Genomic DNA, 19718 nt, shown 5'->3' with positions numbered 1-19718 from the left:
CTTCTACGTTAAAAATAACCACTTATTCAACTCATCATCGTATCTCTCAGATACGATGGTTATGGGTTGTTTTGCCTGTGAAGGATAAAGGTTAAATTTTAAAAACTTTAGTATCCTAACACCTAACCTCTGTAAATATTCACGTAAAAGGTAGATTGTATGACGAGGAAACATTCTTTCAGAAGGGGATCGATGGGGTTCCGTCCGAGGAAACGTGCAGAGAGGCAAACGCCTAGGGTTACCTCTTGGCCTAGCGATGAGAATACACGGCTCCTTGGTTTTGCAGGTTACAAAGCAGGTATGACGCATGTTTTGTACCTCGAGGAAGGTAAGAGTCATCTCAAAGGTAAGGAGGTGTTCGTTCCGGTAACGGTGATAGAAACACCGCCCATAGTCGTTTACGGAATACGTTTTTATAAGAACGGTCAGGTCGTAACGGATTATCTTACTGACGATAGTTCCGTTCTTTCGCGGTTGAAGTTTAAGAAACGTATGACTGAGAATAAGGAACAGTCGATACCTGAGGATTTCGATGATGTTCGCGTTCTCGTTTTCACACAGCCCGGGTTAACAGGCATAGGTAAGAAACGCGTCGAGCGTATGGAGATCGCGATCGGCGGCAGTGATAAGAATGAAAAACTCGAATACGCGAAATCTTTACTCGGTAAAGAGGTTCGCGTTGCAGATGTTCTCTCACCGGGTGAATATGTGGATGTGATAGCGGTTACAAAAGGCAAGGGTTGGCAGGGTGTTGTCAAACGGTTCGGTGTACCGTTGAACCCGCGTAAGGCAACAGGTCGCCGGAGACACGGCGGTGTACTCGGCGCGTTCAAGCCGCCGTACGTCATGTGGACGGTACCGCGCGCCGGTCAGATGGGTTATCATAAGAGGACCGACCTCAACAAACTCGTTGTAAAGATCGGTTCAAAAGACGACCCGATTACGCCCAAGGGAGGATTTCCGCATTACGGTGTAGTACGTAACGATTACGTGCTCATCTACGGGTCGGTACCGGGTCCTAAAAAACGGTTGATCAGATTGAGGAAGGCAGTCCGCCAGACAAAACAGAATAAACCGTTAAAGATTACTTATGTATCGCTCGAAGCACAAAACTGATGTGAAGGGTGAGAGGTTTGAAAGCCAAGGTTTATGATGTGAACGGGTCTGTTATCAAGGAGATAGAACTTCCGAAGGTGTTTGAGGAGACGGTGCGCGAGGATCTGATCAGACGGGCAGTGCTGGCAGAACAATCCAAACGATATCAACCCAAAGGAAACTATGTGTGGGCAGGTCTCGAGACCAGTGCCAAGTACAGAGGTCGTAAAGAGTCCTATGCATCTCTGAAGAACAGGGGCCAGGCCCGTTTACCGAGGACTGTACGTCCGAAGGGAAGATGGGGTGATGTTCGTAAAGTGCCGTTTGCCGTGAAAGGTCGTCGTGCTCATCCGCCGAAGGTTGAGAAGAAGATCGTCGAACTGATCAACAAAAAGGAACATCTCAAGGCACTGAGAAGTGCCATCGCGGCTACCACGCACAAGGACATCGTGGTTGCCCGCGGTCACAAGGTCGATACAGATGTTCCTATACTGATCGATGAATCTTTTGACAAACTCACTAAGACAAAGGATGTTTACACAGCGTTGTCGAAGATCGTCGGTAAAGATATGGCTCGGGCAAAGAACGGCCGTAAACGTGTCACGACCAGGAAGGGCGGTACCTACACGCCCAAGTCGGTGCTGATCGTTGTGAAGGAAGGGTCTCCGCTTCTCAAATCCGCACGTAACCTGCCGGGTGTTGATGTGGTTACGCCCGATAAGTTGTCGGTGGAACTTCTGGCACCCGGAACACATCCGGGCAGGCTTACCCTGTACAGTGTGAACGTGCTGGACGAGATCGATAATCTCGATGAATCCGTGTTTGCGGAAAACAATTAAATATGTAAAGGTGGATGATTATGGATGTATTGAAACATCTCGTAACAACCGAAAAAGCGATTGCGTTGATGGAGTTCCAGAATAAACTCGTGTTCGTAGTCGATAAGAACGCCACCAAACAGGACGTTAAACGTGAAGTCGAAGAGATGTTCAATGTTAAGGTTGATAAGGTTACCGTCCACAACACTCTGAAAGGTGAGAAAAGGGCATTTGTCAAACTTAAACCTGAATACAAAGCCGATGAAGTGGCTGCTAAACTGAAGGTTGCATGAGGTTGGTGTCTTATGGGTAAACGTTTGATACAACAACGGCGTGGTAAAGGTACACCTTCCAACAAAGCACCTAGTCACAGGTATAAATGCAAGGTTAGTTATAGGTCTTACGATGAAACCGAGAAGAAAAGTTATCTGCGCGGAGAAGTGATGGGGTTCGTTGATGACCCCGGTCATTATGCGCTGATCATGCAGGTTCTTTACGAAGATAAATCGATTGCATATCTACCGGCAGTGGAAGGTATCAAGGTAGGGGACATCGTGGAAGTAGGTGTGGATGCGCGTCCGGTTGTCGGTAACGTTCTTCCTTTGGCAAAGATCCCCGAAGGTTTTATGATAAATAATATAGAGAAGGTTCCCGGTGATGGCGGTAAGTTCGTTCGGTCACCCGGCGGATACGCGATCATCAGGTCAAAGGAAAACGATAAGGTTGTTGTTGAACTACCGAGCAGGAGAAAACTGGTTTTGAACGGAGAATGTCGTGCTCAGATCGGTGTGATAGCAGGCGGCGGATGGAAGGAGAAACCGTTGGTAAAGGCAGGTGCGAGTTACTACAAACATAAGGCAATGAACAGACGTTGGCCTGTCGTCCGCGGTGTTGCGATGAATGCGGTGGCCCATCCGTTCGGAGGTAAACAACATCATCCGGGTAAATCCAAATCTGTTGCCCGTAACGCTCCGCCTGGCAGAAAGGTGGGTGCGATCGCTTCAAGACGAACCGGTAGACGGAAGAGGAAGTAAGGTGGTTGAATGGCGCGTGTGAAAACGTATAGAGGGTTAACCGAAGAGGAACTGAAAGATATGGATATTCAAACGTTCATGCAGTATGTAACGGCCAGAGAACGTAGAACGCTCAAACGGTTGAACCAATTTCCGATGTACAAGAAGTTGATCAACAAGGTTCGTAAACTTAAGGCCAAAGGTAAGATAAACAAACCGATCAAGACAAGGGTAAGGTCGGCCGTTATCATACCGGAATGGTTGGGACTGAAGTTTGCAGTGCACAACGGGAAGGAATACGTGCCCGTGGAGATCACGATAGACAAGTTAGGGTTCAGGTTGGGTGATTTCAGTCATACAACGGCAAAGGTAGTGCATTCAGGTCCTGGCGTGGGTGCTACCAGGAGTTCCAAGTTCGTGCCCTTGAAGTAAACATGTTGGAAGGTGTTTCTCATGAGGAACAAGTATATGGTTGAAGTAACCGATGAAAAGGTTGCTAAGGCGAGGGTCAACGATGTTGATGCATCTTACAAAGACCTCACCGCAGTGTGCGATAACGTTAGAGGTATGGGTACCGAAGAAGCCATAAAATTCCTTGAAGAAGTGGCTGAGGGTAAACGCGCTGTTCTCTACCGAAGACATAATAAGAAGATGGCGCATCGGAGAGAACTCGGAGGTAAAAAAGGTCGCTACCCGAAAAAAGAAGCCAGGATCGTGTTAGACGTGCTGAAGAACGCGTTAGCTAATGCAGAACATAAAGGGATGTTCGACACCTTTGTCTTTCATATTGCCGCTAATAAACAACACATATATCCGAGGATATCTTCTAAGGGCAGACCGATGATGTCCAACTATGAAACTGCGTTCGTCGAAGTGATCCTGAAGGAGAGGGCTGTCCCAAAAAAGCCGGAACAGTCTAAAGAGAAACAGACCGGTGAAACAGGGGCAAAACGTGAGCAGGTTTCAGAAAAAGGGAAGAGTACGGAGAAAACCGAATCAGCGGGAAAAGCGGGAAAGGGCAAACCTTCGGAAAAGACCGAATCGAAACAGAAGAAGAGGTCGTCTGATGTTTCTGAAAAGAAATGAAGAAAAATTATGAATAAGGTGAATGTATGGCGGTGGAACGTAAGTTTATCGATGAAGCGTTGACAAAGTTTGCGATTGCACGGTTCCTGGAGGAGAGACTTGATCGGGCAGGGTTTGCATCCATCGACATCCAGAGGACACCGATGGTTACCAGGATCAATGTTGAAGTGCTCAGACCCGGAAAGGTGATCGGGAGAAAGGGTAGGACGATAAGGGAGCTTACCGAAGCGTTAAAGGAGAAGTTCGGTATAGATAACCCACAGATAGTTGTAACAGAGTGTACTCAGCCGATGCTCAGACCACGGATCGTTGCTAAACGGGTATGCAGATTGATAGAACGCGGTAAACGTGTCCGACCCGTGTTACACAGTATGTTAAGAGAAATCATGGAAAACGGCGCGTTGGGTGCCGAGATTGTAGCGAGCGGTAAACTTGCCGGTAAAGGTGGTAGGGCGCGTTCGATACGCGTGGCGGCAGGTTATCTCCCTAAAGCCGGTGAACCCGCAAATTACGTTCTCAAAGACCATTATACCGCTTATCCAAAGCCTGGTGCGATAGGTGTGTACGTGCGTATAGTGCCTCCGGGTACGCAGTTCCCAGATAAGGAGGTCAAAACCATAGAACTGCCGGCTGTCGTGTCCAGGGCGGAAAGATTGAAATCTGCATCAGAACCGGAACCCGAGCCGAGCAAGACGACTAAGGATGCAGAAGCAACGATCAAAAGACGGCGTGTCCGTCGATAAAAACCGTTGTAAAGGTGGTGTTGGATGGCTATCGTTCGTGCTAAAGAACTTCGAATGTTGGATGACGAATCCCTGCGAAAACGATACGAAGATATCCGGAAGGAGTACATGATCGAACTTACCCAAGCCAAATCAGGCGGAAGGGCTCCGAACCCTGGTAAGGTCAGGACGTTACGTCGCGCAATCGCCGTGTTGAAAACTATTATGAGAGAACGCGAGCTCGGTATCAATCTCGATGTTACTGCATCAAAGGTCAAAAGAAAACGGAAAACTTCTAAACCTAAAGAAAAAACGGAAAAAACAGAAGATGTTAAAAAGGCTGATGATAAAAAGACGTCTGAGGTGAAGAATAAAAATGCCTGAAATATGTCCGAAATGTGGGTTACCCAAGGACCTCTGTGTTTGTGATATTTTAGAGAAAGAAGAGGTTCAACGGATCCGTGTGTACACAACGCGTAAGAAGTTCAGAAAACTCGTCACGATCATCGAAGGGATCAATAAGGAAAACCTGACTAAGACCGCAAAGGAACTCAAACAACGTCTCGCGTGCGGCGGGACGGCCAAAGACGGTCTGATCATATTACAGGGTGATCAGACGAGGTTGATAAAGAAAGCATTGGTGGATCTGGGTTATCCCGAAGAGAGTATTACCGTCGAACGCAGGTGACAGGGTGCGAACCGTTAACAACCTTGTGGTCCACGAACTCATAGGGTTGGATGTCAAGGTTATCAAAAGTAGAAGTCTGGCGTACCTGGGACTCGCAGGTAAGGTGATAGATGAGACGAAGGACCGTTTAATCATAATGACTGACAAAGGCAGAAAAAGTGTGCCTAAGACGGCATGTGTGTTCAGGTTTAAACTCGGTGATAAAACCGTTGATGTGGACGGACGGTTGATCGCCTATCGTCCGGAGGACCGTCCCAAACAATTGATGTACCTCGTGAGGAAGAGAAAGGTATATAAAGAAGAATCTGAATAAAAATAAAGGCAACTTTCAGGGCATGTCTTCCTTCGGGTTTGAAAAGGAGTGGAAGAAAACGTTCGGGAACGTGTTGACGAAACGCGTTGACGAGAATGTGTTGGCAAAAAAATCTGGAAAGGGTGTGTTGGTATGGGTGATGAGAAGGTTGAATGCAATGATAAGAAATGTTTCAGACATGGCAACGTCAGAGTTAGAGGTATGACGCTCACAGGTGTCGTGGTTAGTGCCAGGCCGACAAGGACCGTGATCGTGAAACGCGATCTCGTTAAAAAGATACCGAAGTACAAGAGATATGCACGGTTGCATTCACGTATACCTGCGCATAACCCGCCTTGTATCAATGCTCAGCCCGGAGATTTGGTCAGAATCGGTGAAACGCGCCGGCTCAGTAAAACCAAATCATGGACCGTTATCGAAATAATAAAACGTGCTGAAGAAAAAGAATAAACTGTTGAGAGGTGAAAATGGATGAAACCGTTAACCTCGCACATACCGAAGGTGTTGGTTCCGGGTTCACGGTTAGTGTGCGCTGATAACAGTGGTGCCAAAGAGTATGAAATCATCAACGTGCTTAAATACAAGGGAAGGAGAGGACGTCTGGCCAAGGCAGGGATAGGTGACGTTGTCATTGCATCCGTTAAAAAAGGTAGTCCTAAAAAACGTAAACAGGTTGTCAAAGTGTTGATAGTCAGACAGAAGAAAGAATTCAGACGGGCTAACGGTATGCGTGTCCAGTTCGAGGATAACGCAGGCGTGGAGATAGACCCTGCCAAGAGGATACCTGTGGCAACCGAGATCAAAGGTGCCATTGCACGTGAGATCTCTGAACGGTACCCGAAGGTTGCCGGGATAGCATCTATAGTGGTGTAAAACCGAAGAAAGGTGGTAAACGATGAAATCTAAACAACCGAGAAAACAGAGAAAGTTTTTGTACACTGCCCCTTTACACATTCGTAAGAGGTTCCTTAAGGTTCATATATCGAAAGAGTTGCGTAAACGGTTGGGCACGAATAAGCGGACCATACTGGTGAGAAAGGGTGATAAGGTTCGTGTGCGCACAGGTAAACATAAAGGGTTTGAAGGTTCTGTGATGGATGTCGATTACAAAAAGGTTGTTCTGTATATAGAGGGATTGTCAAGAACGAACGCACGCGGTCAGGAAAAACCTATTCCTATTCATCCTTCCAATGTTGAACTTGTGGATGGGACGTTTGACGATGATCGGATGAACATACTGAAGAGGTGAAAGAATGGCTAGGAGAGGTGGCGGATCACATCTTAAACGGTTGAATGCTCCGAGGATAGCAGTACTTAAGAATAGAAAGCGTGATAAATGGCTTTTTACTACTGTTCCCGGTCCTCATAACAAAGAGTCCTCTGTGGCTTTGGCAGTGGTTCTCAGGGATATCTTGGGAGTGGTTAAGACGGGTAACGAGGCTAAAAAGAGTGTGCGTCAAGGTAAGGTGAAGGTGGACGGTAGAGTGGTGCGTGAACCGAGGTATCCGGTAGGTTTCGGTGACGTGCTTACTCTTATCAATCACGACGGTTCAGAGGACCATTACCTTGTCGTCTACAATATTCATGGAAGGATGGTTCTCAAACCGATCAAAGATCCTGAAAAGAGTAAGACAAAGATATGTAAAGTGGTTAACAAGTATATGCTGCCAAAAGCCAGGATAGGTATTACCCTGCACGACGGTAAATCTTTGATTGCAGATAACGATGTAAAACCGGGGTACAGTATAAAGGTTCAGATCCCTGAAAACAAGATAGCAGGCATGATAAAACTCGAGCCGGGTGTCAGATGTTTTATAATGAAGGGTAAACATATCGGTCATCACGGTGTGATCAAGGATATTAAAAAAGAGGCGGACCGTAAACTTGTCACGGTTGAGTCGGAGGGTAAGGATATCGTTACCGTGGCGGATTACGTGATCGCTGTTGATGATGATTGGATGTCTCTCATAGCATAGATGTCGGATGAGGGGATGGTATGACAGAAAACCCTATGAGAACAGTACGTGTGGAAAAGGTGACTCTCAATATAGGTGTAGGTGTTGGTGGTGAACCTTTGGAACGTGCAAAACTGTTGTTAAACAGAATCACCGGTGCTACGCCCGTAGTAACGCTTGCAAAGGTACGTAACCCTACCTTCAGGATTAAAAAAGGTGATCCGATCGGTGTGAAGGTTACACTGAGAGGTAAAAAGGCCTATGAAGTGCTTACGAACGCGCTCAAGGCAGTGAACAATACGATTCCCGAGAAATCTTTCGATAGATACGGGAACGTGTCTTTCGGAGTGAAAGAGTACATAGATTATCCGGGTATAAAGTACGACCCGGATATTGGAATCCTCGGGTTCGACGTTTGTGTGACCTTGACACGACCCGGAACACGGGTAAAGTACAGACGGAGAGCCAGAAGCAGGATAGGTAAAAAGCATAGGGTTACCAGAGATGAGGCAATCGATTATATGAAGAAACAGTTTAATGTGAATGTTGAGGAGTGATTATAAAAATGCGTTTGAGGGTGTTGTGATATGGGTAAAGGTAAAACAGTATCGTACGAAAGGAAGTATAAAGGTAAAGGAGAATACAGGTGCAGGATCTGCGGTACTACGAGGAGTGTTATAACTGCTCACGGATTGATGATATGTAGAAGATGTTTCCGTGAAGTCGCAAGTAAGATAGGTTACAGAAAATATTAAGGTGATAAGCATGTCTGTTGATCTGTTGGCGCAGGCAATGAACACAATAAAATTGAATGAACGGGAAGGTAATCCTGAATGTACGGTGAAGGCGTCTAAGGTTATTCGCGAAGTACTCAGGATCATGCAGAAGTACGATTACATAGATGAGTTTGAATTTATTGACGACGGTAAGTCAGGATTTTTCAAGGTTAAACTCAAAGGTAGGATCAATAACTGCGGTGTGATAAAACCGAGGTTCCCGGTGAAGAAGGATGAATGGTTCGAATGGGAACAGAAGTTTATACCGGGTGTCGGGTTCGGTATCCTGATAGTTTCTACCCCTGAAGGTATGATGAGTAACGAGGAAGCTAAAAAACGTAACATCGGAGGAAGATTGATAGCCTATGTCTATTAGGTGATGTCGATGGCTAAGAAGGAAGTCGTTGTAACGGTTGATGTGCCTGATGATGTCCAGATTACAGTTAACCAGGAGGGACGGATCGTAAAGGTGAACGCTTCGGGTGAAAAAGGTAGTTTGGAGAAGATTTATAAAATACCGAACGTGACCGTTAATCAGAAGGATAAGCAGATCGTCTTACAGGGGCATGTGATGTTCGTTAACACTTTGGCGGCACATCTGAGAAACGTCATACGTGGTGTACGTGAAGGATATACAATCAGGATGAAAGCGTTGTATTCGCATTTTCCGATGAGTATCACAGTGAACGGTAACATGATAGAGATAAAGAATTTTGTCGGTAGAAAGGATCGTGTGGTTGCAAAGATAATAGGAAATACAAAGGTTGACGTTAAAGGACAGGAAGTGATCGTCTCAGGTGTCGATAAAGAGGCGGTAGGTCAAACCGCGGCAAACATACGAAACGCTACCAAGATACGCGGTTATGACCCGAGAGTGTTCCAGGACGGCATATACTATGCCTTAGAAGAAGAATAGGTGAGACCTATGGCCGGTGGAAAGATCAAAAAGAAAGGTCACCCGAGGTTCAAACGACCTAACGTGGGCAGAACGAAACGTTCACGGTTGAAGGATGTGTGGCGTCGCCCGAGAGGTACCGGAAACAAGCAGAGACAGAAACTCAAACAGGCAGGTGCGTTGCCGTCGATAGGATACAGGAATCCGGATGATGTTCGCGGTGTTCATCCGTCAGGACTTAGGGAAGTGCTCGTTTACAATCCAGAACAGTTGGGTTCGTTAAACAAAGAGGTGCATGCTGTCCGTATAGCCAGTTCCGTAGGTGCACAGAAACGGAGACAGATACTGGAGACCGCCGATAAATTGGGATTACGCGTCCTGAACAGGCCTGCGACAAACACAGGTAAGAGGTGAGTTCGATGTCCGTGAGAACCGTAAGACGCATGGCTGCTGACATACTCGGCGTGGGTGTGAGTAAGGTTAGGTTTAAACCTGAAGAGATGGGTAAGGTGAGCGAAGCGCTTACCCGGGATGATGTTCGTGCGCTTATCAAAGAAAATATAATATACGCTGTTGAAAAGAAAGGTGTTTCACGGGCTCGCGCTAAACAGCGGGCCAGACAACGTAAGAAAGGCAGGCAGAAGGGTCCCGGCAATGTGAAAGGCGGTAGAAAAGGTCTAAGAAAGAAGTTGTGGATGGCGAGGGTGAGGCTTCAACGTGCAGTGTTGAGACGGTTGTATTCGGAAGGGTTGATCAGTTCGATAGACAGACGTCGCGTTTATTACATGATTAAAGGAGGTCATTTTAGGAGTAAACGTGCCTTGGTTCAGTATCTTAAAGACAACGGTCTTGTTACCGACCCGGAAAAGGTCGATGAAATCGTTAAAAAACGAATAAGAAGAAAGGTCAAGAAAAAGGAAAGTGTTAAGAAGACCGAAGATAAAGAAAGGAAGGTTGCAGAGAACAAGGAAAAGAAGACGAAGGGAAAGGGTAAGGATAATACCGGTACCTCAAAGAAAGAAAAGAAAACGTAAAAAGGTTGAAGGTGTTGCGATATGAGTAAGGCGACAGGTCCGAAATATAGGGTTCATTTTCGTAGGAGAAGGGAAGGGTTAACCGATTACAGGAAACGTGTGGCTCTCATAAAAAGCGGGTTGCCGCGGCTCGTTATCCGTAAAACTAATAAACAGGTAATCGCTCAGATCATAGAGTTCTCTCCAGAAGGTGATAGAGTGATCGCAAGTGCCACTTCTAAAGAGTTGAGCAAACACGGTTGGTTGCCAAAACGGAACTCTCCTACCGCTTATCTAACAGGTTATCTCTGCGGTAAACGAGGTAAAAAGAAGGGTGTTAAACGGGTTGTGTTGGATATCGGACTATCCAGACCATCTAAGGGGAGTATCGTGTTCGTGGGGTTAAAAGGCGTTGTCGATGCAGGCATTGAAAGCACCTTCGATGAATCGGTTGTTTCGGAGGACCGTATAAGGGGCCTGCACATAGCAGAATATGCGAAAAGGTTAAAAGCAGAAAATGAGGAATTGTTCAGGAAACGGTTCTCGGATTACCTGAATAAAAATGTTGATGTTGTAAACCTGGATAAATTGTTCGAAACCGTTAAAGAAAAGATTACAAAAGATGATGCATAAGACGGTGGTTGCATGAAGTTGAGAACGAGAGGTCGCAGAATGTCCGCTGTGACAGATGTGAGCGGTTGGATGCCGAGGACAGAGATAGGTAGAATGGTTAGAGAAGGTAAAATTACCGATATCGATCAACTGTTCGAAATGGGTAAACCTATACTTGAACCGGAAATCGTTGATCTTCTCCTTCCGAACCTGGAATACGAAATACTCGAATTGAAAACAACACAACGCGTAACTGACAACGGTCGAAAATCCAAGTTCCGAGTGGTTGTTCTCGTAGGGGACGGTAACGGACATGTGGGCGTAGGTGTCGGCAAGAGCGATGAAGTACGTCCCGCCATCGAGAATGCGTTACGTAATGCTAAGAAAAATATCATCAAAGTTGAAACGGGTTGCGGTTCCTGGGAATGTGCCTGTGGAGGTAAACATTCTCTACCGTTTACAACAACCGGTAAATACGGTAGCGTTGAAGTAGTGCTTAAACCTGCTCCAAAAGGTCTGGGGTTGGCATGCAACCGAATCAACCGTAAGATACTCGGTATGGCTGGTGTGAAGGACGTCTGGAGTTTTACGCGCGGTCATACGTGTAATGTCTACAATACCGCGATGGCTACTATTACTGCACTTAAAAACCTGAGACGTATCAAGGGAGGTATGTGAAGGTTGTGCGGGTGAGTGGTTATGGAAAAGATTGCAGTTGTACGTGTAAGAGGGTTATGGGGTGTGAAACCCAAGATAAGAACAACTCTCGAAAAACTTAACCTGACACGTGTTAATCATTGCGTGGTGGTGGATGATAACCCCTATTACCGGGGGATGCTCAACGTGGTTAAAGATTATGTGGCGTACGGACCGATCAGTCCGGTGATGATGGAACGGTTGATCAAAAAACGCGGAGAATTCTCGAGAAAACGTAAGGTGGAGTTGAGTGATGAAGAAATAAAACAGTTCGTCAAAGAATTCTTCGAGGGTAAGAAAACGCTTAAAGACTTAGGTATCAAACCGGTGTTCAGGTTGAATCCTCCACGAAAAGGATACAGAAGTATAAAACGTCCATACCCTTACGGTGCCCTGGGTAAATGGCCGACGTTGGATGAACTTCTTATGAAGATGGTGTAAAAAGGTCGGTGGTGGTCATGAAACGATTTAGGAAGAGAAGCAGAAAGTTGATAGGTAACCGAACCCACGGTCGTGGGGAAAGTAAAAGAACACGGGGTAAAGGTAACCGTGGCGGTGTCGGACACAGCGGGCTTAAACATAAGAAAACGTACAGGTTTAAGTATGAGAAACATCTACTCGGTAAACACGGTTTCGTCAGACCTGTGCGTAAGTTCGTCAAAACTATCAATGTTTATGAGATAGAGAACCTGTGCAGAAGAGGGTTGATCGATAAGTCGGACGGGGTCTATGTGTTTGAGTTTGACGGTAAGGTGTTGGGCACGGGAAGTATACATGTGCCTGTCAAAGTACGTGCACTGACCGTTACCGAAAAAGCTAAGGAAAAGATCGTTAAGGCCGGCGGCGCGGTAGAACTTCTGTCAGAAGCGTCCGGCACAGAGAGCGGAACAGAAACCGCAGAAGGTGCTGTAACCGAACCGTCAGACAACGAAAAACCTGATTAAATCGGTGGTATTCTATGTCTACCTTAAGAACGTTTGCCGAGACCGTCAGACGTTTTCTACCCGAGATATCTCCGCCGGGTGTGCCTCCAAACATCAAACAACGTCTCATATGGGTGGGTATAGCGCTCACCCTGTACTTCATCATGTATAACACTATTGCGTTCGGTGTGTACCAACCAAAATCTCAAGGCGTAGATTTTATCCAGGTGGTAACCGCTAGCAGAAACGGTTCCCTTATAACTTTGGGTATCGGACCGATCGTTATAGCCAGTATCATCTTACAGTTGTTAAACGGTGCAGGGATGATCCATCTAGATATGCATAATATGGATGATAGGAGAACATTCGCAACAGTACAGAAATTCCTGACAATCTTGATCGCCGTGTTTCAAGCGTCCATGTATGTATTCCTAGGTAAGATTACGGTCCTCCCTGTCTTGGGAAGTTTGTTCCTTACTCAGGTTGTTGTAATACTGCAGTTGATTGCCGGATCTGTTATTGTACTGCTTTTGGATGAGATCGTGAGCAAGTACGGTATCGGTTCCGGTGTTTCACTGTTCATCGCGGCTAACGTGTCGTTCACAGTTGTGTACGGAACAGTCGACCTGTTGATCGGTGATGGAGGGGTTATGAGCACTCTTGCTACCGGTGGCGCGTTTGCGTTGTCTGACATGATCATCCAACTGATGCCTTTGTTCTCTACGATCATAGTGTTCGCTGTCGTTGCTTATGCCGAGGGTATGAAGATCGAGATACCTCTGTCCTTCGGTATGGCGCGCGGTGTCGGCGGTAGGTTGCCTATAAAGTTCCTCTATGTGTCCAATATACCTGTTATCCTGACCTCGGCCCTGATGGTTTACATACAGTTGATGGCATTGTTCCTACCTGCACACGCGCCTACCGAAACACCGCAGGGTGTCGATGTGTTGGGTATGATAGGTTGGGTTCAACAAACCGAGACCGGTCCGAGACTTGTTGACGGTTTCCTGTATCTCCTAACATACATAGGTAAACCTTACAAAGTAAATATATTCGAGTATTATGCATCCCTGTTCCAACAGGTTACGCCGATCTATCATATCCCGCAGATCCTGCACGTGATAGTATATGCCATTGTGTTCGTTCTGTTCTCGGTTATCTTCGGTATGTTCTGGGTCGAAACGGCGTCGATGGGGCCTAAGGATGTGGCCCAGCAACTGATGGCGTCCGGATTGCACAGACCTGGATTCCGAAGGGATCCGCGGATCCTCGAGCGTTTGCTGAGCAGATACATACCCGTGATAACGATCCTGGGTAGCGCGTTCGTCGGACTCCTGGCGGTGTTCGCGGATCTGACAGGCGCACTGGGTACTGGTACAGGTATCCTGTTGACGGTGAGTATATTGCACAGGTTCTACGAAGAACTTAAGAGGATGAATGTGTTCTCTCTGTATCCGAGCGTAGGTAAATACTTCTGAGAGGAGGGCGAAGATGTTCTGATATGATGATGTGTGATGACAGGACGTTTTGTGTGATTGTTGTGCCCGATGACGGTGTTGGTGAAAGATGGTCTGATTACGATGCGATGGAAAGGTGTTCTCTATGATTATAGTGATGGGGTTGCCCGGTGCGGGTAAAACAACGGTTGTCTCAAATGCGGATAAAAGGGATCACGAAGTCGTTAATTTTGGGGATGTGATGTTTCGAATCGCTAGAGAGGAGTACGGTATAACGGATAGGGATGAAATGCGTAACAAACTTTCACGCACCGAATACGTGTCAGTTCAGGAAAAGGCAGGCGAAGAGATAAAACAGGTGTGCGAGAGGTCGAACGGTCGTATAATCCTCGATACGCATGCGGTAGTGCCGACAAAAGACGGGTACGTCGCAGGGTTGCCGTTGAAGATCTTGTCACGGTTGACGGTGGATTATCTCGTGTTCGTGCATGCTCCGATCGATGAAATTGTTGCCCGTGCCGAACGCGATGAAACCAGACGCAGACCTTTGGACAGAGAACTTTTGGAAAAGGTTATGAAACTGTCGGAAACGTTGATTGCCTGCTACGCTATGGTGACGGGTGCAAACGTGGTCTTCATAGAGAATAGGGAAGGGAGGTTGGACGAGGCGGTAGAACGTTTCGAAAACGTTGTGGCAAACGACGGCTATTGAAATGCGTACGGGTGGTAGAATGGATTGGGTCACCGAAGTCGTGATGATCGCAGTGTTTTACGTATTCTTCTCGTTCGCAGTATCCGTCACCCTAGGTAACAGAAAACGCGTTAACGAGATACAGCGCGAAATCCTTAAGTACAATAAAGAGTTGGCCGATGCGCTTAAAAATAATGATGATAGGAAGATCGCCGAACTCCAATCCAAACAGAAAGAGATCATGCCTTTGATGATGGAATCGATGAAGTATCGGTTCCTGCCGATGTTGGTCATATTCCCGTTACTCTTAGGCACCGTTCATGTAATCAATGCTCTCTGGGATGGGAAGACCGTTGAGTTGCCGATAACCATCCCTATCCTCCATCCGACGACAACCTATACACCGATCCATCTGTTCTGGTTGGTCGTAATACCGTTGAGTTTAACACTCGGATTGGTGTATTCCCTGATAAAGCGTCGTCACGGTTCAACGGATAAAAACGTTTCAAAAGGGAAGATGTCGGACACGATGAAAAAGTGAATTCGAAAATTAGGAAAAAGGTTTATAAAAGATGAAAAGTAAAAGATTGAAAAATGAGTAATGTTTAAGGTTTGACTAAGAGGTGATGTAGAATGCCGTTACCTAGGAACAGGTCAAGGTCGAAACGGAGGATTTTCAAGAGGACACCGGGCGGTCGCACTACGATACATTATAAGAGAAGGGAAAAAGGAAAGGTGCATTACTGTGCCATATGTCATGCTAAGCTTCAAGGGACGCATTCGTTAAGGGGGATGTCTAAATCTGAGAAGAGGCCCGAACGGTTGTTCGGCGGTCATCTCTGTCATGCATGCACCGAGAAGGTAGTCAAATACGCCGGCAGGTTGAAGGAAGGTATAATAGCGATGGATGACATAGAAATAAGATACAGGGATTATGTAAAACAGTTGGTTAAAGAATGAATCTTTTTAAGTTAAAAGAAAACCTTTTTTAGAGCCATTCTCTTCTTGAAGCGGGTCGGGAAGATGATAATATGTATAGCAGGATATACCGGAAGCGGTAAAGATACTGTGGCCGATATCCTTGCCAAAAGATTGAACCTTCCGCGGGTTAGATTGACGTTTAAGGATATGGCTAGAGAACGCGGTATGACGTTGATGGAGTTTCAGAAGTTGGCCAGTAATGACGGCGGTAGGATAGACCGTGAGTTCGATAAACGTGTTGCAGAAGAAGTTCAACGTTTGAACGATGAGTTCGGCGGATGTGTGGTTTCAACTTGGATCGCTGCATGGATGATAAAGGATGCAGATTTTCGTGTCTTCCTTAAGGCATCGGAAGAGGTGCGGGCGCAACGGGTAATGAAACGGGATAATCTGTCTTTTGATGATGCGCTGGCGTTCATACGTGAGAAAGACAGGAACAACATAGAACGTTACAAACGATACTACGGTATCGATATAACCGACCTCTCTTTGTTCGACCTTGTTATCGATACCGAAGACCGAAAACCTGAGGAGATAGCCGAGATAATCATGAGAGGGATTGAAAGAAAACGGAAAGATGACACCGCTTTAATACCCGATTGAGAAAGATTGTGACAGATTGAAAACGGTTGCGAGGAAGGTTGAGAAATTTTGGCTAACCGTGAAAAACCGTATAAAACGACTGTGCAATAATTTTACGTCACGTCGTAAACTTCTGTTCTTCTTATACGAGATATAAAATTCGGGTCAATCGTAACATATATAAATGTTTCGGTCACGTTGTATTAAATGAGGCGATCAATATGGAAAGTCTGGTGAGATCTGTCCTTAATGAGCAAGAGCCGGCTCAATCTGAAACAATGGGCTCAGACAGAATTAAGATTGTTACTGTTGGTGTAGGTGGTGGAGGTAATAACACCATCAACCGGTTGATAAAAAGCGGTGTAAAAGGTACAGAGTTGGTTGCTATAAACACGGATAAACAACATCTGTCGATGATGCACGAACGAGCCAAGAAGATATTGATCGGTAAGAGCATCACAAAAGGTCTCGGTGCAGGCGGTTATCCGGATGTCGGTGCTAAGGCTGCTGAAGTGGATCGCGGTCTTATCGAGAAGGAGTTGGAAGGCGCGCATCTGGTGTTCATATGTGCCGGTATGGGTGGCGGTACCGGTACCGGTGCGTCACCGATAGTGGCTCAGATCGCGAAAGAGCAGGGCGCTATAACCATAGCGATGGTAACGTATCCGTTCCATCTGGAACGTGCACGTCGCGCTAAAGCTGATCAAGGCATTCAGGAACTGAAGAAGGTGTGCGATTCGGTGATCCTTCTGGATAACAATAGATTGGTTAAACTGTTCCCGAACCTGCCGATGAATGAGGCGTTTGCGGTGGCGGACGAAATCCTTGCCCGTGCTATAGGCGGTCTTGTATGGACGATCACACAACCGAGTTTGATCAATATCGATTTTGCCGATGTTAAAGCGATCATGGAAGGCGGTGGAGTAGGTTTCATAGCGGTCGGTGAAGGTAAAGGAACCGATAAGGTTAGACAGGCTGCAGAAAGCGTTCTCAAGAATAAACTGCTCGATGTCGATTACGAAGGTGCACGCGGTGCATTGATCCACATATCGGGCGGTTCTGACCTTACACTGGGCGATGCTATCAAAGCAGGAGAGATCATAACCGAACGGATGGATCCGGAAGCGAACGTGAAATGGGGTGCACGGCTCATACCTAATTACGAAGGTAAACTGGAGATCGTGGCCATCGTGACAGGCGTCCGAGGGGCAAGCGTGTTCGGTGCAGAACCCGAAGAGGAGAGATTGTCCGGCGATATCTATTCTGATATCGAAATGATCGGATGAGAGGTGAAACGATGTTCGAGGATATTGTAAAGAATGCAAAAACAAATGCGAATATCATGGGTGATGACGGTTCGCTGTTCAGCAATGAAAAGGTGCGGATCGCAGTGGTCGGTGTAGGCGGCGGCGGATGCAATACGGTGAACAGGATCGCTAAAACAGGTATCAAGAGTGCGCGGACTATTGCTATCAATACCGATAAAGTTCATCTCGATATCGTTAAAGCGGATACGAAGGTGCTGATCGGTTCTAAGATAACGAGAGGTCTCGGTGCAGGCGGTTTCCCGGAAGTGGGTCTGAAATGTGCTGAGGTGTCAAGAAACACTATCAGGGAGGCTCTGGGCGAAAACGAACTGGTGTTCCTGACTGCTGGTATGGGCGGCGGCACCGGTACCGGTGCCGCGCCCGTCGTAGCCCAGATCGCGAAAGAGCAGGGCGCCATAGTGGTCGGAATAGTTACATACCCGTTCAGACTGGAACGTGCACGTCTGAAGAAGGCAGAATGGGGTATCAGGGAACTGGCTAAGGAATGCGATACATTGATAATTATCGATAATAACAGGTTGGTTCAGTACGCACCGAACCTGCCCGTGAACAAAGCATTCGAACTCGCGGATATGATCACCGCACGTGCGGTGAAGGGGATCTCCGATACCATTATGTTCCCGAGTCTGATGAACATCGACTATGCGGATGTTAAGACGGTGATGGAGAACGGCGGGTTAGCCATGATCTCCATAGGTGAAGGAACCGGGCCGGACAGGGTGGAAGAGGTTGTTAAGAGCACGTTGACGCATCCGTTACTCGATGTCGATTACGAAGGTGCAAAGGGTGCACTGATCCACATATCGGGCGGTCCCGGATTGACGTTGGGTGAAGGTATAGAGATCGGTGAACGGTTGACACAGTCCTTTGACCCGGATGCGAACGTTAAGATAGGCGCACGGTTGACTCCGGAAATGGGTGAACGTATCTACGTGACAATGATAACAACGGGCATAAAATCACCGTACATTATGTCCGAGCACGAGCAGTCCGATGTTCCTGCAGTGACACGCGAGACGATGACTCAGGAAACCGTTGTAGAGGAAGCTAAAGACCTCTTCTATCTGTGAACCGAAACGCGAACGCCGTCACGCAACCGTAACCTGACCGTAACCGTTGCACCTGTCACCGGTCATGTACCATGCTGTCCGCAACTCGCAATACCGCAACGCAATGCTATACTGCAACGTTACACTGCAACGCTACGGTACACTCCGGTAACCAAGTTGTCTTTTATTTTTCTGTAGGCGGGTTTAAGAAAAACCTCGGTTGACAGGGAAGCATGTCTCACCGGCTTTCCTGTTGATCGCCTCTTTTTTTCTTTTCGCTACTCTTCTCGGGTTGTAGTGGAATATTTTTTCGTGATGTTCTTTCTGAACGAAGTTGCAAACGTTACTGAACGTTATGATTTTTAAAACTACCCTAATAAATTCTTCTTGAGACTATGCAATATGTGCAATACCTATCGAGGTAATGTCTATCAAGATGTAGAGGTGCAGAATTATGGATATGCGGCGTTTGGAGAAGGTTGTTGCTGCGGTTATGTTGGCTGTTGTGGTATGTATCGTTGTCGGGTTGTACACGCTCGGACGCGCGGGCGTGCGCCCGCGCGCCGTACTGACACTGTCGGCCGTGATACCGTCGGATGCGAGCACACCGTTGAACCTGACCGACCTATCCTACGTGTTCGTTGAATCTGATCGTCCGGTTGTTTACAGCGGTGATTTCAACGGTGACGGTGAACGCGATATAGCGTTGTTATCTGTTTCGTCGGGTAGCGAGAAACAGTGCGGGATCTATTACGGTCCGTTCAACATTTCTGAAAATTCCTTTATTACACCGTCGGTAACGGTCAGGTATAGAGGTCCGTTATGGGCCGAGGTTTACGATTATGACGGTGACGGTGCGGACGAATTATTCCTGATCACCGTACTGCCGCGGTCCGGTGTATGGATGATACGGGGCGGTTTAGGTTTACCGTCGGTTGTGACGTTGTCGGAGCCGTCGGAGTTCGGTTACGGTTCGGTGTTCGTCGGTCACGGCGGTGTGAACTACGATTTCAGCGATGTAGCGG

The 19718-nt window shown here is 46.9% G+C and carries 33 protein-coding genes; all 33 read left to right on the top strand.

Annotated elements, in window-relative coordinates; translation table 11 throughout:
- The first annotated feature begins 159 nt into the window (after nt 1-159).
- Nucleotides 160-1116 (top strand): 50S ribosomal protein L3, encoded by a 957-nt coding sequence (locus J7K41_03205; protein ID MCD6549689.1) that lies wholly within the window; start codon nt 160-162, stop codon nt 1114-1116.
- Nucleotides 1117-1133: 17 nt separating this feature from the next.
- On the top strand, nt 1134-1934 hold the full coding sequence (locus J7K41_03200) for a 50S ribosomal protein L4 (GenBank protein MCD6549688.1): 801 nt from the start codon (nt 1134-1136) through the stop codon (nt 1932-1934).
- Between the two features lie 20 nt (nt 1935-1954).
- Nucleotides 1955-2206 carry a 50S ribosomal protein L23 gene (locus J7K41_03195; GenBank protein ID MCD6549687.1) on the top strand — a complete coding sequence of 84 codons (252 nt, stop codon included), beginning with the start codon at nt 1955-1957 and terminating at the stop codon, nt 2204-2206.
- 12 nt (nt 2207-2218) lie between these two features.
- Nucleotides 2219-2947 (top strand): 50S ribosomal protein L2, encoded by a 729-nt coding sequence (locus J7K41_03190; protein MCD6549686.1) that lies wholly within the window; start codon nt 2219-2221, stop codon nt 2945-2947.
- A 9-nt stretch (nt 2948-2956) separates the two neighbouring features.
- On the top strand, nt 2957-3358 hold the full coding sequence (locus J7K41_03185) for a ribosomal protein S19 family protein (GenBank protein ID MCD6549685.1): 402 nt from the start codon (nt 2957-2959) through the stop codon (nt 3356-3358).
- Between the two features lie 21 nt (nt 3359-3379).
- Entirely contained in the window at nt 3380-4012 is a 633-nt protein-coding gene (gene rplV / locus J7K41_03180; protein MCD6549684.1) for a 50S ribosomal protein L22, read from the top strand.
- Between the two features lie 26 nt (nt 4013-4038).
- Nucleotides 4039-4755, top strand: coding sequence for a 30S ribosomal protein S3 (locus J7K41_03175; protein ID MCD6549683.1), 717 nt, complete (start codon nt 4039-4041; stop codon nt 4753-4755).
- Between the two features lie 24 nt (nt 4756-4779).
- The gene (rpmC, locus tag J7K41_03170) at nt 4780-5118 is read left to right on the top strand and encodes a 50S ribosomal protein L29 (protein ID MCD6549682.1); all 339 of its coding nucleotides are present in this window, start codon (nt 4780-4782) and stop codon (nt 5116-5118) included.
- Nucleotides 5111-5422 (top strand): stress response translation initiation inhibitor YciH, encoded by a 312-nt coding sequence (gene yciH, locus J7K41_03165; GenBank protein ID MCD6549681.1) that lies wholly within the window; start codon nt 5111-5113, stop codon nt 5420-5422. The genes rpmC and yciH overlap by 8 nt, the downstream gene beginning before the upstream one ends.
- 4 nt (nt 5423-5426) lie before the next feature.
- A complete protein-coding gene (locus tag J7K41_03160) occupies nt 5427-5735 on the top strand; it encodes a ribonuclease P protein subunit (GenBank protein ID MCD6549680.1) in 309 nt (102 codons plus the stop codon).
- Between the two features lie 22 nt (nt 5736-5757).
- Nucleotides 5758-5940 carry a hypothetical protein gene (locus J7K41_03155; protein MCD6549679.1) on the top strand — a complete coding sequence of 61 codons (183 nt, stop codon included), beginning with the start codon at nt 5758-5760 and terminating at the stop codon, nt 5938-5940.
- Nucleotides 5868-6185, top strand: coding sequence for a 30S ribosomal protein S17 (locus J7K41_03150; GenBank protein ID MCD6549678.1), 318 nt, complete (start codon nt 5868-5870; stop codon nt 6183-6185). Before J7K41_03155 ends, J7K41_03150 begins: the two co-directional genes overlap by 73 nt.
- A 21-nt stretch (nt 6186-6206) precedes the next feature.
- Nucleotides 6207-6608, top strand: coding sequence for an uL14 family ribosomal protein (locus J7K41_03145; GenBank protein ID MCD6549677.1), 402 nt, complete (start codon nt 6207-6209; stop codon nt 6606-6608).
- 22 nt (nt 6609-6630) lie between these two features.
- Complete coding sequence (locus tag J7K41_03140; GenBank protein MCD6549676.1) at nt 6631-6984, top strand: 50S ribosomal protein L24; 354 nt, start codon at nt 6631-6633, stop codon at nt 6982-6984.
- A 4-nt stretch (nt 6985-6988) separates the two neighbouring features.
- Nucleotides 6989-7711, top strand: a complete 723-nt coding sequence (locus J7K41_03135) for a hypothetical protein (GenBank protein ID MCD6549675.1) — start codon at nt 6989-6991, stop codon at nt 7709-7711.
- Between the two features lie 20 nt (nt 7712-7731).
- Nucleotides 7732-8247, top strand: a complete 516-nt coding sequence (locus tag J7K41_03130; protein MCD6549674.1) for a 50S ribosomal protein L5 — start codon at nt 7732-7734, stop codon at nt 8245-8247.
- 30 nt (nt 8248-8277) lie between these two features.
- On the top strand, nt 8278-8445 hold the full coding sequence (locus J7K41_03125) for a 30S ribosomal protein S14 (GenBank protein MCD6549673.1): 168 nt from the start codon (nt 8278-8280) through the stop codon (nt 8443-8445).
- A 10-nt stretch (nt 8446-8455) separates the two neighbouring features.
- Complete coding sequence (locus tag J7K41_03120) at nt 8456-8842, top strand: 30S ribosomal protein S8 (protein MCD6549672.1); 387 nt, start codon at nt 8456-8458, stop codon at nt 8840-8842.
- Nucleotides 8843-8851: 9 nt separating this feature from the next.
- The gene (rplF, locus tag J7K41_03115) at nt 8852-9382 is read left to right on the top strand and encodes a 50S ribosomal protein L6 (GenBank protein ID MCD6549671.1); all 531 of its coding nucleotides are present in this window, start codon (nt 8852-8854) and stop codon (nt 9380-9382) included.
- 9 nt (nt 9383-9391) lie between these two features.
- A complete protein-coding gene (locus J7K41_03110; protein MCD6549670.1) occupies nt 9392-9775 on the top strand; it encodes a 50S ribosomal protein L32e in 384 nt (127 codons plus the stop codon).
- Nucleotides 9776-9780: 5 nt separating this feature from the next.
- Nucleotides 9781-10395: a 50S ribosomal protein L19e gene (locus tag J7K41_03105; GenBank protein ID MCD6549669.1), complete on the top strand. Its 615-nt coding sequence runs from the start codon at nt 9781-9783 to the stop codon at nt 10393-10395.
- 21 nt (nt 10396-10416) lie between these two features.
- Nucleotides 10417-11007, top strand: coding sequence for a 50S ribosomal protein L18 (locus J7K41_03100; protein MCD6549668.1), 591 nt, complete (start codon nt 10417-10419; stop codon nt 11005-11007).
- Nucleotides 11008-11046: 39 nt separating this feature from the next.
- Nucleotides 11047-11664 carry a 30S ribosomal protein S5 gene (locus tag J7K41_03095; protein ID MCD6549667.1) on the top strand — a complete coding sequence of 206 codons (618 nt, stop codon included), beginning with the start codon at nt 11047-11049 and terminating at the stop codon, nt 11662-11664.
- A gap of 21 nt (nt 11665-11685) precedes the next feature.
- Complete coding sequence (locus J7K41_03090; protein ID MCD6549666.1) at nt 11686-12123, top strand: 50S ribosomal protein L30; 438 nt, start codon at nt 11686-11688, stop codon at nt 12121-12123.
- Between the two features lie 17 nt (nt 12124-12140).
- Nucleotides 12141-12626, top strand: coding sequence for an uL15 family ribosomal protein (locus J7K41_03085; protein MCD6549665.1), 486 nt, complete (start codon nt 12141-12143; stop codon nt 12624-12626).
- Between the two features lie 14 nt (nt 12627-12640).
- Nucleotides 12641-14083: a preprotein translocase subunit SecY gene (secY, locus tag J7K41_03080; protein ID MCD6549664.1), complete on the top strand. Its 1443-nt coding sequence runs from the start codon at nt 12641-12643 to the stop codon at nt 14081-14083.
- Nucleotides 14084-14207: 124 nt separating this feature from the next.
- Nucleotides 14208-14774, top strand: coding sequence for an adenylate kinase (locus tag J7K41_03075; protein MCD6549663.1), 567 nt, complete (start codon nt 14208-14210; stop codon nt 14772-14774).
- A 19-nt stretch (nt 14775-14793) separates the two neighbouring features.
- Entirely contained in the window at nt 14794-15294 is a 501-nt protein-coding gene (locus J7K41_03070; GenBank protein ID MCD6549662.1) for a DUF106 domain-containing protein, read from the top strand.
- A gap of 92 nt (nt 15295-15386) precedes the next feature.
- Nucleotides 15387-15713 carry a 50S ribosomal protein L34e gene (gene rpl34e, locus J7K41_03065; protein MCD6549661.1) on the top strand — a complete coding sequence of 109 codons (327 nt, stop codon included), beginning with the start codon at nt 15387-15389 and terminating at the stop codon, nt 15711-15713.
- Nucleotides 15714-15776: 63 nt separating this feature from the next.
- Nucleotides 15777-16337, top strand: a complete 561-nt coding sequence (locus tag J7K41_03060) for a cytidylate kinase family protein (GenBank protein MCD6549660.1) — start codon at nt 15777-15779, stop codon at nt 16335-16337.
- Nucleotides 16338-16537: 200 nt separating this feature from the next.
- Nucleotides 16538-17602: a cell division protein FtsZ gene (gene ftsZ, locus J7K41_03055; protein ID MCD6549659.1), complete on the top strand. Its 1065-nt coding sequence runs from the start codon at nt 16538-16540 to the stop codon at nt 17600-17602.
- An 11-nt stretch (nt 17603-17613) separates the two neighbouring features.
- The gene (gene ftsZ, locus J7K41_03050; protein ID MCD6549658.1) at nt 17614-18714 is read left to right on the top strand and encodes a cell division protein FtsZ; all 1101 of its coding nucleotides are present in this window, start codon (nt 17614-17616) and stop codon (nt 18712-18714) included.
- 433 nt (nt 18715-19147) lie between these two features.
- Nucleotides 19148-19718 (top strand): hypothetical protein (locus J7K41_03045; GenBank protein MCD6549657.1); only part of this gene is annotated, 571 nt, incomplete at its 3' end.

Source organism: Candidatus Micrarchaeota archaeon (assembly GCA_021163225.1).
Lineage (GTDB): Archaea > Micrarchaeota > Micrarchaeia > Anstonellales > JAGGXE01 > JAGGXE01.
The sequence above is the reverse complement of the archived record's forward strand: the minus strand, read 5'-3'. Positions and strand labels throughout refer to the sequence as shown.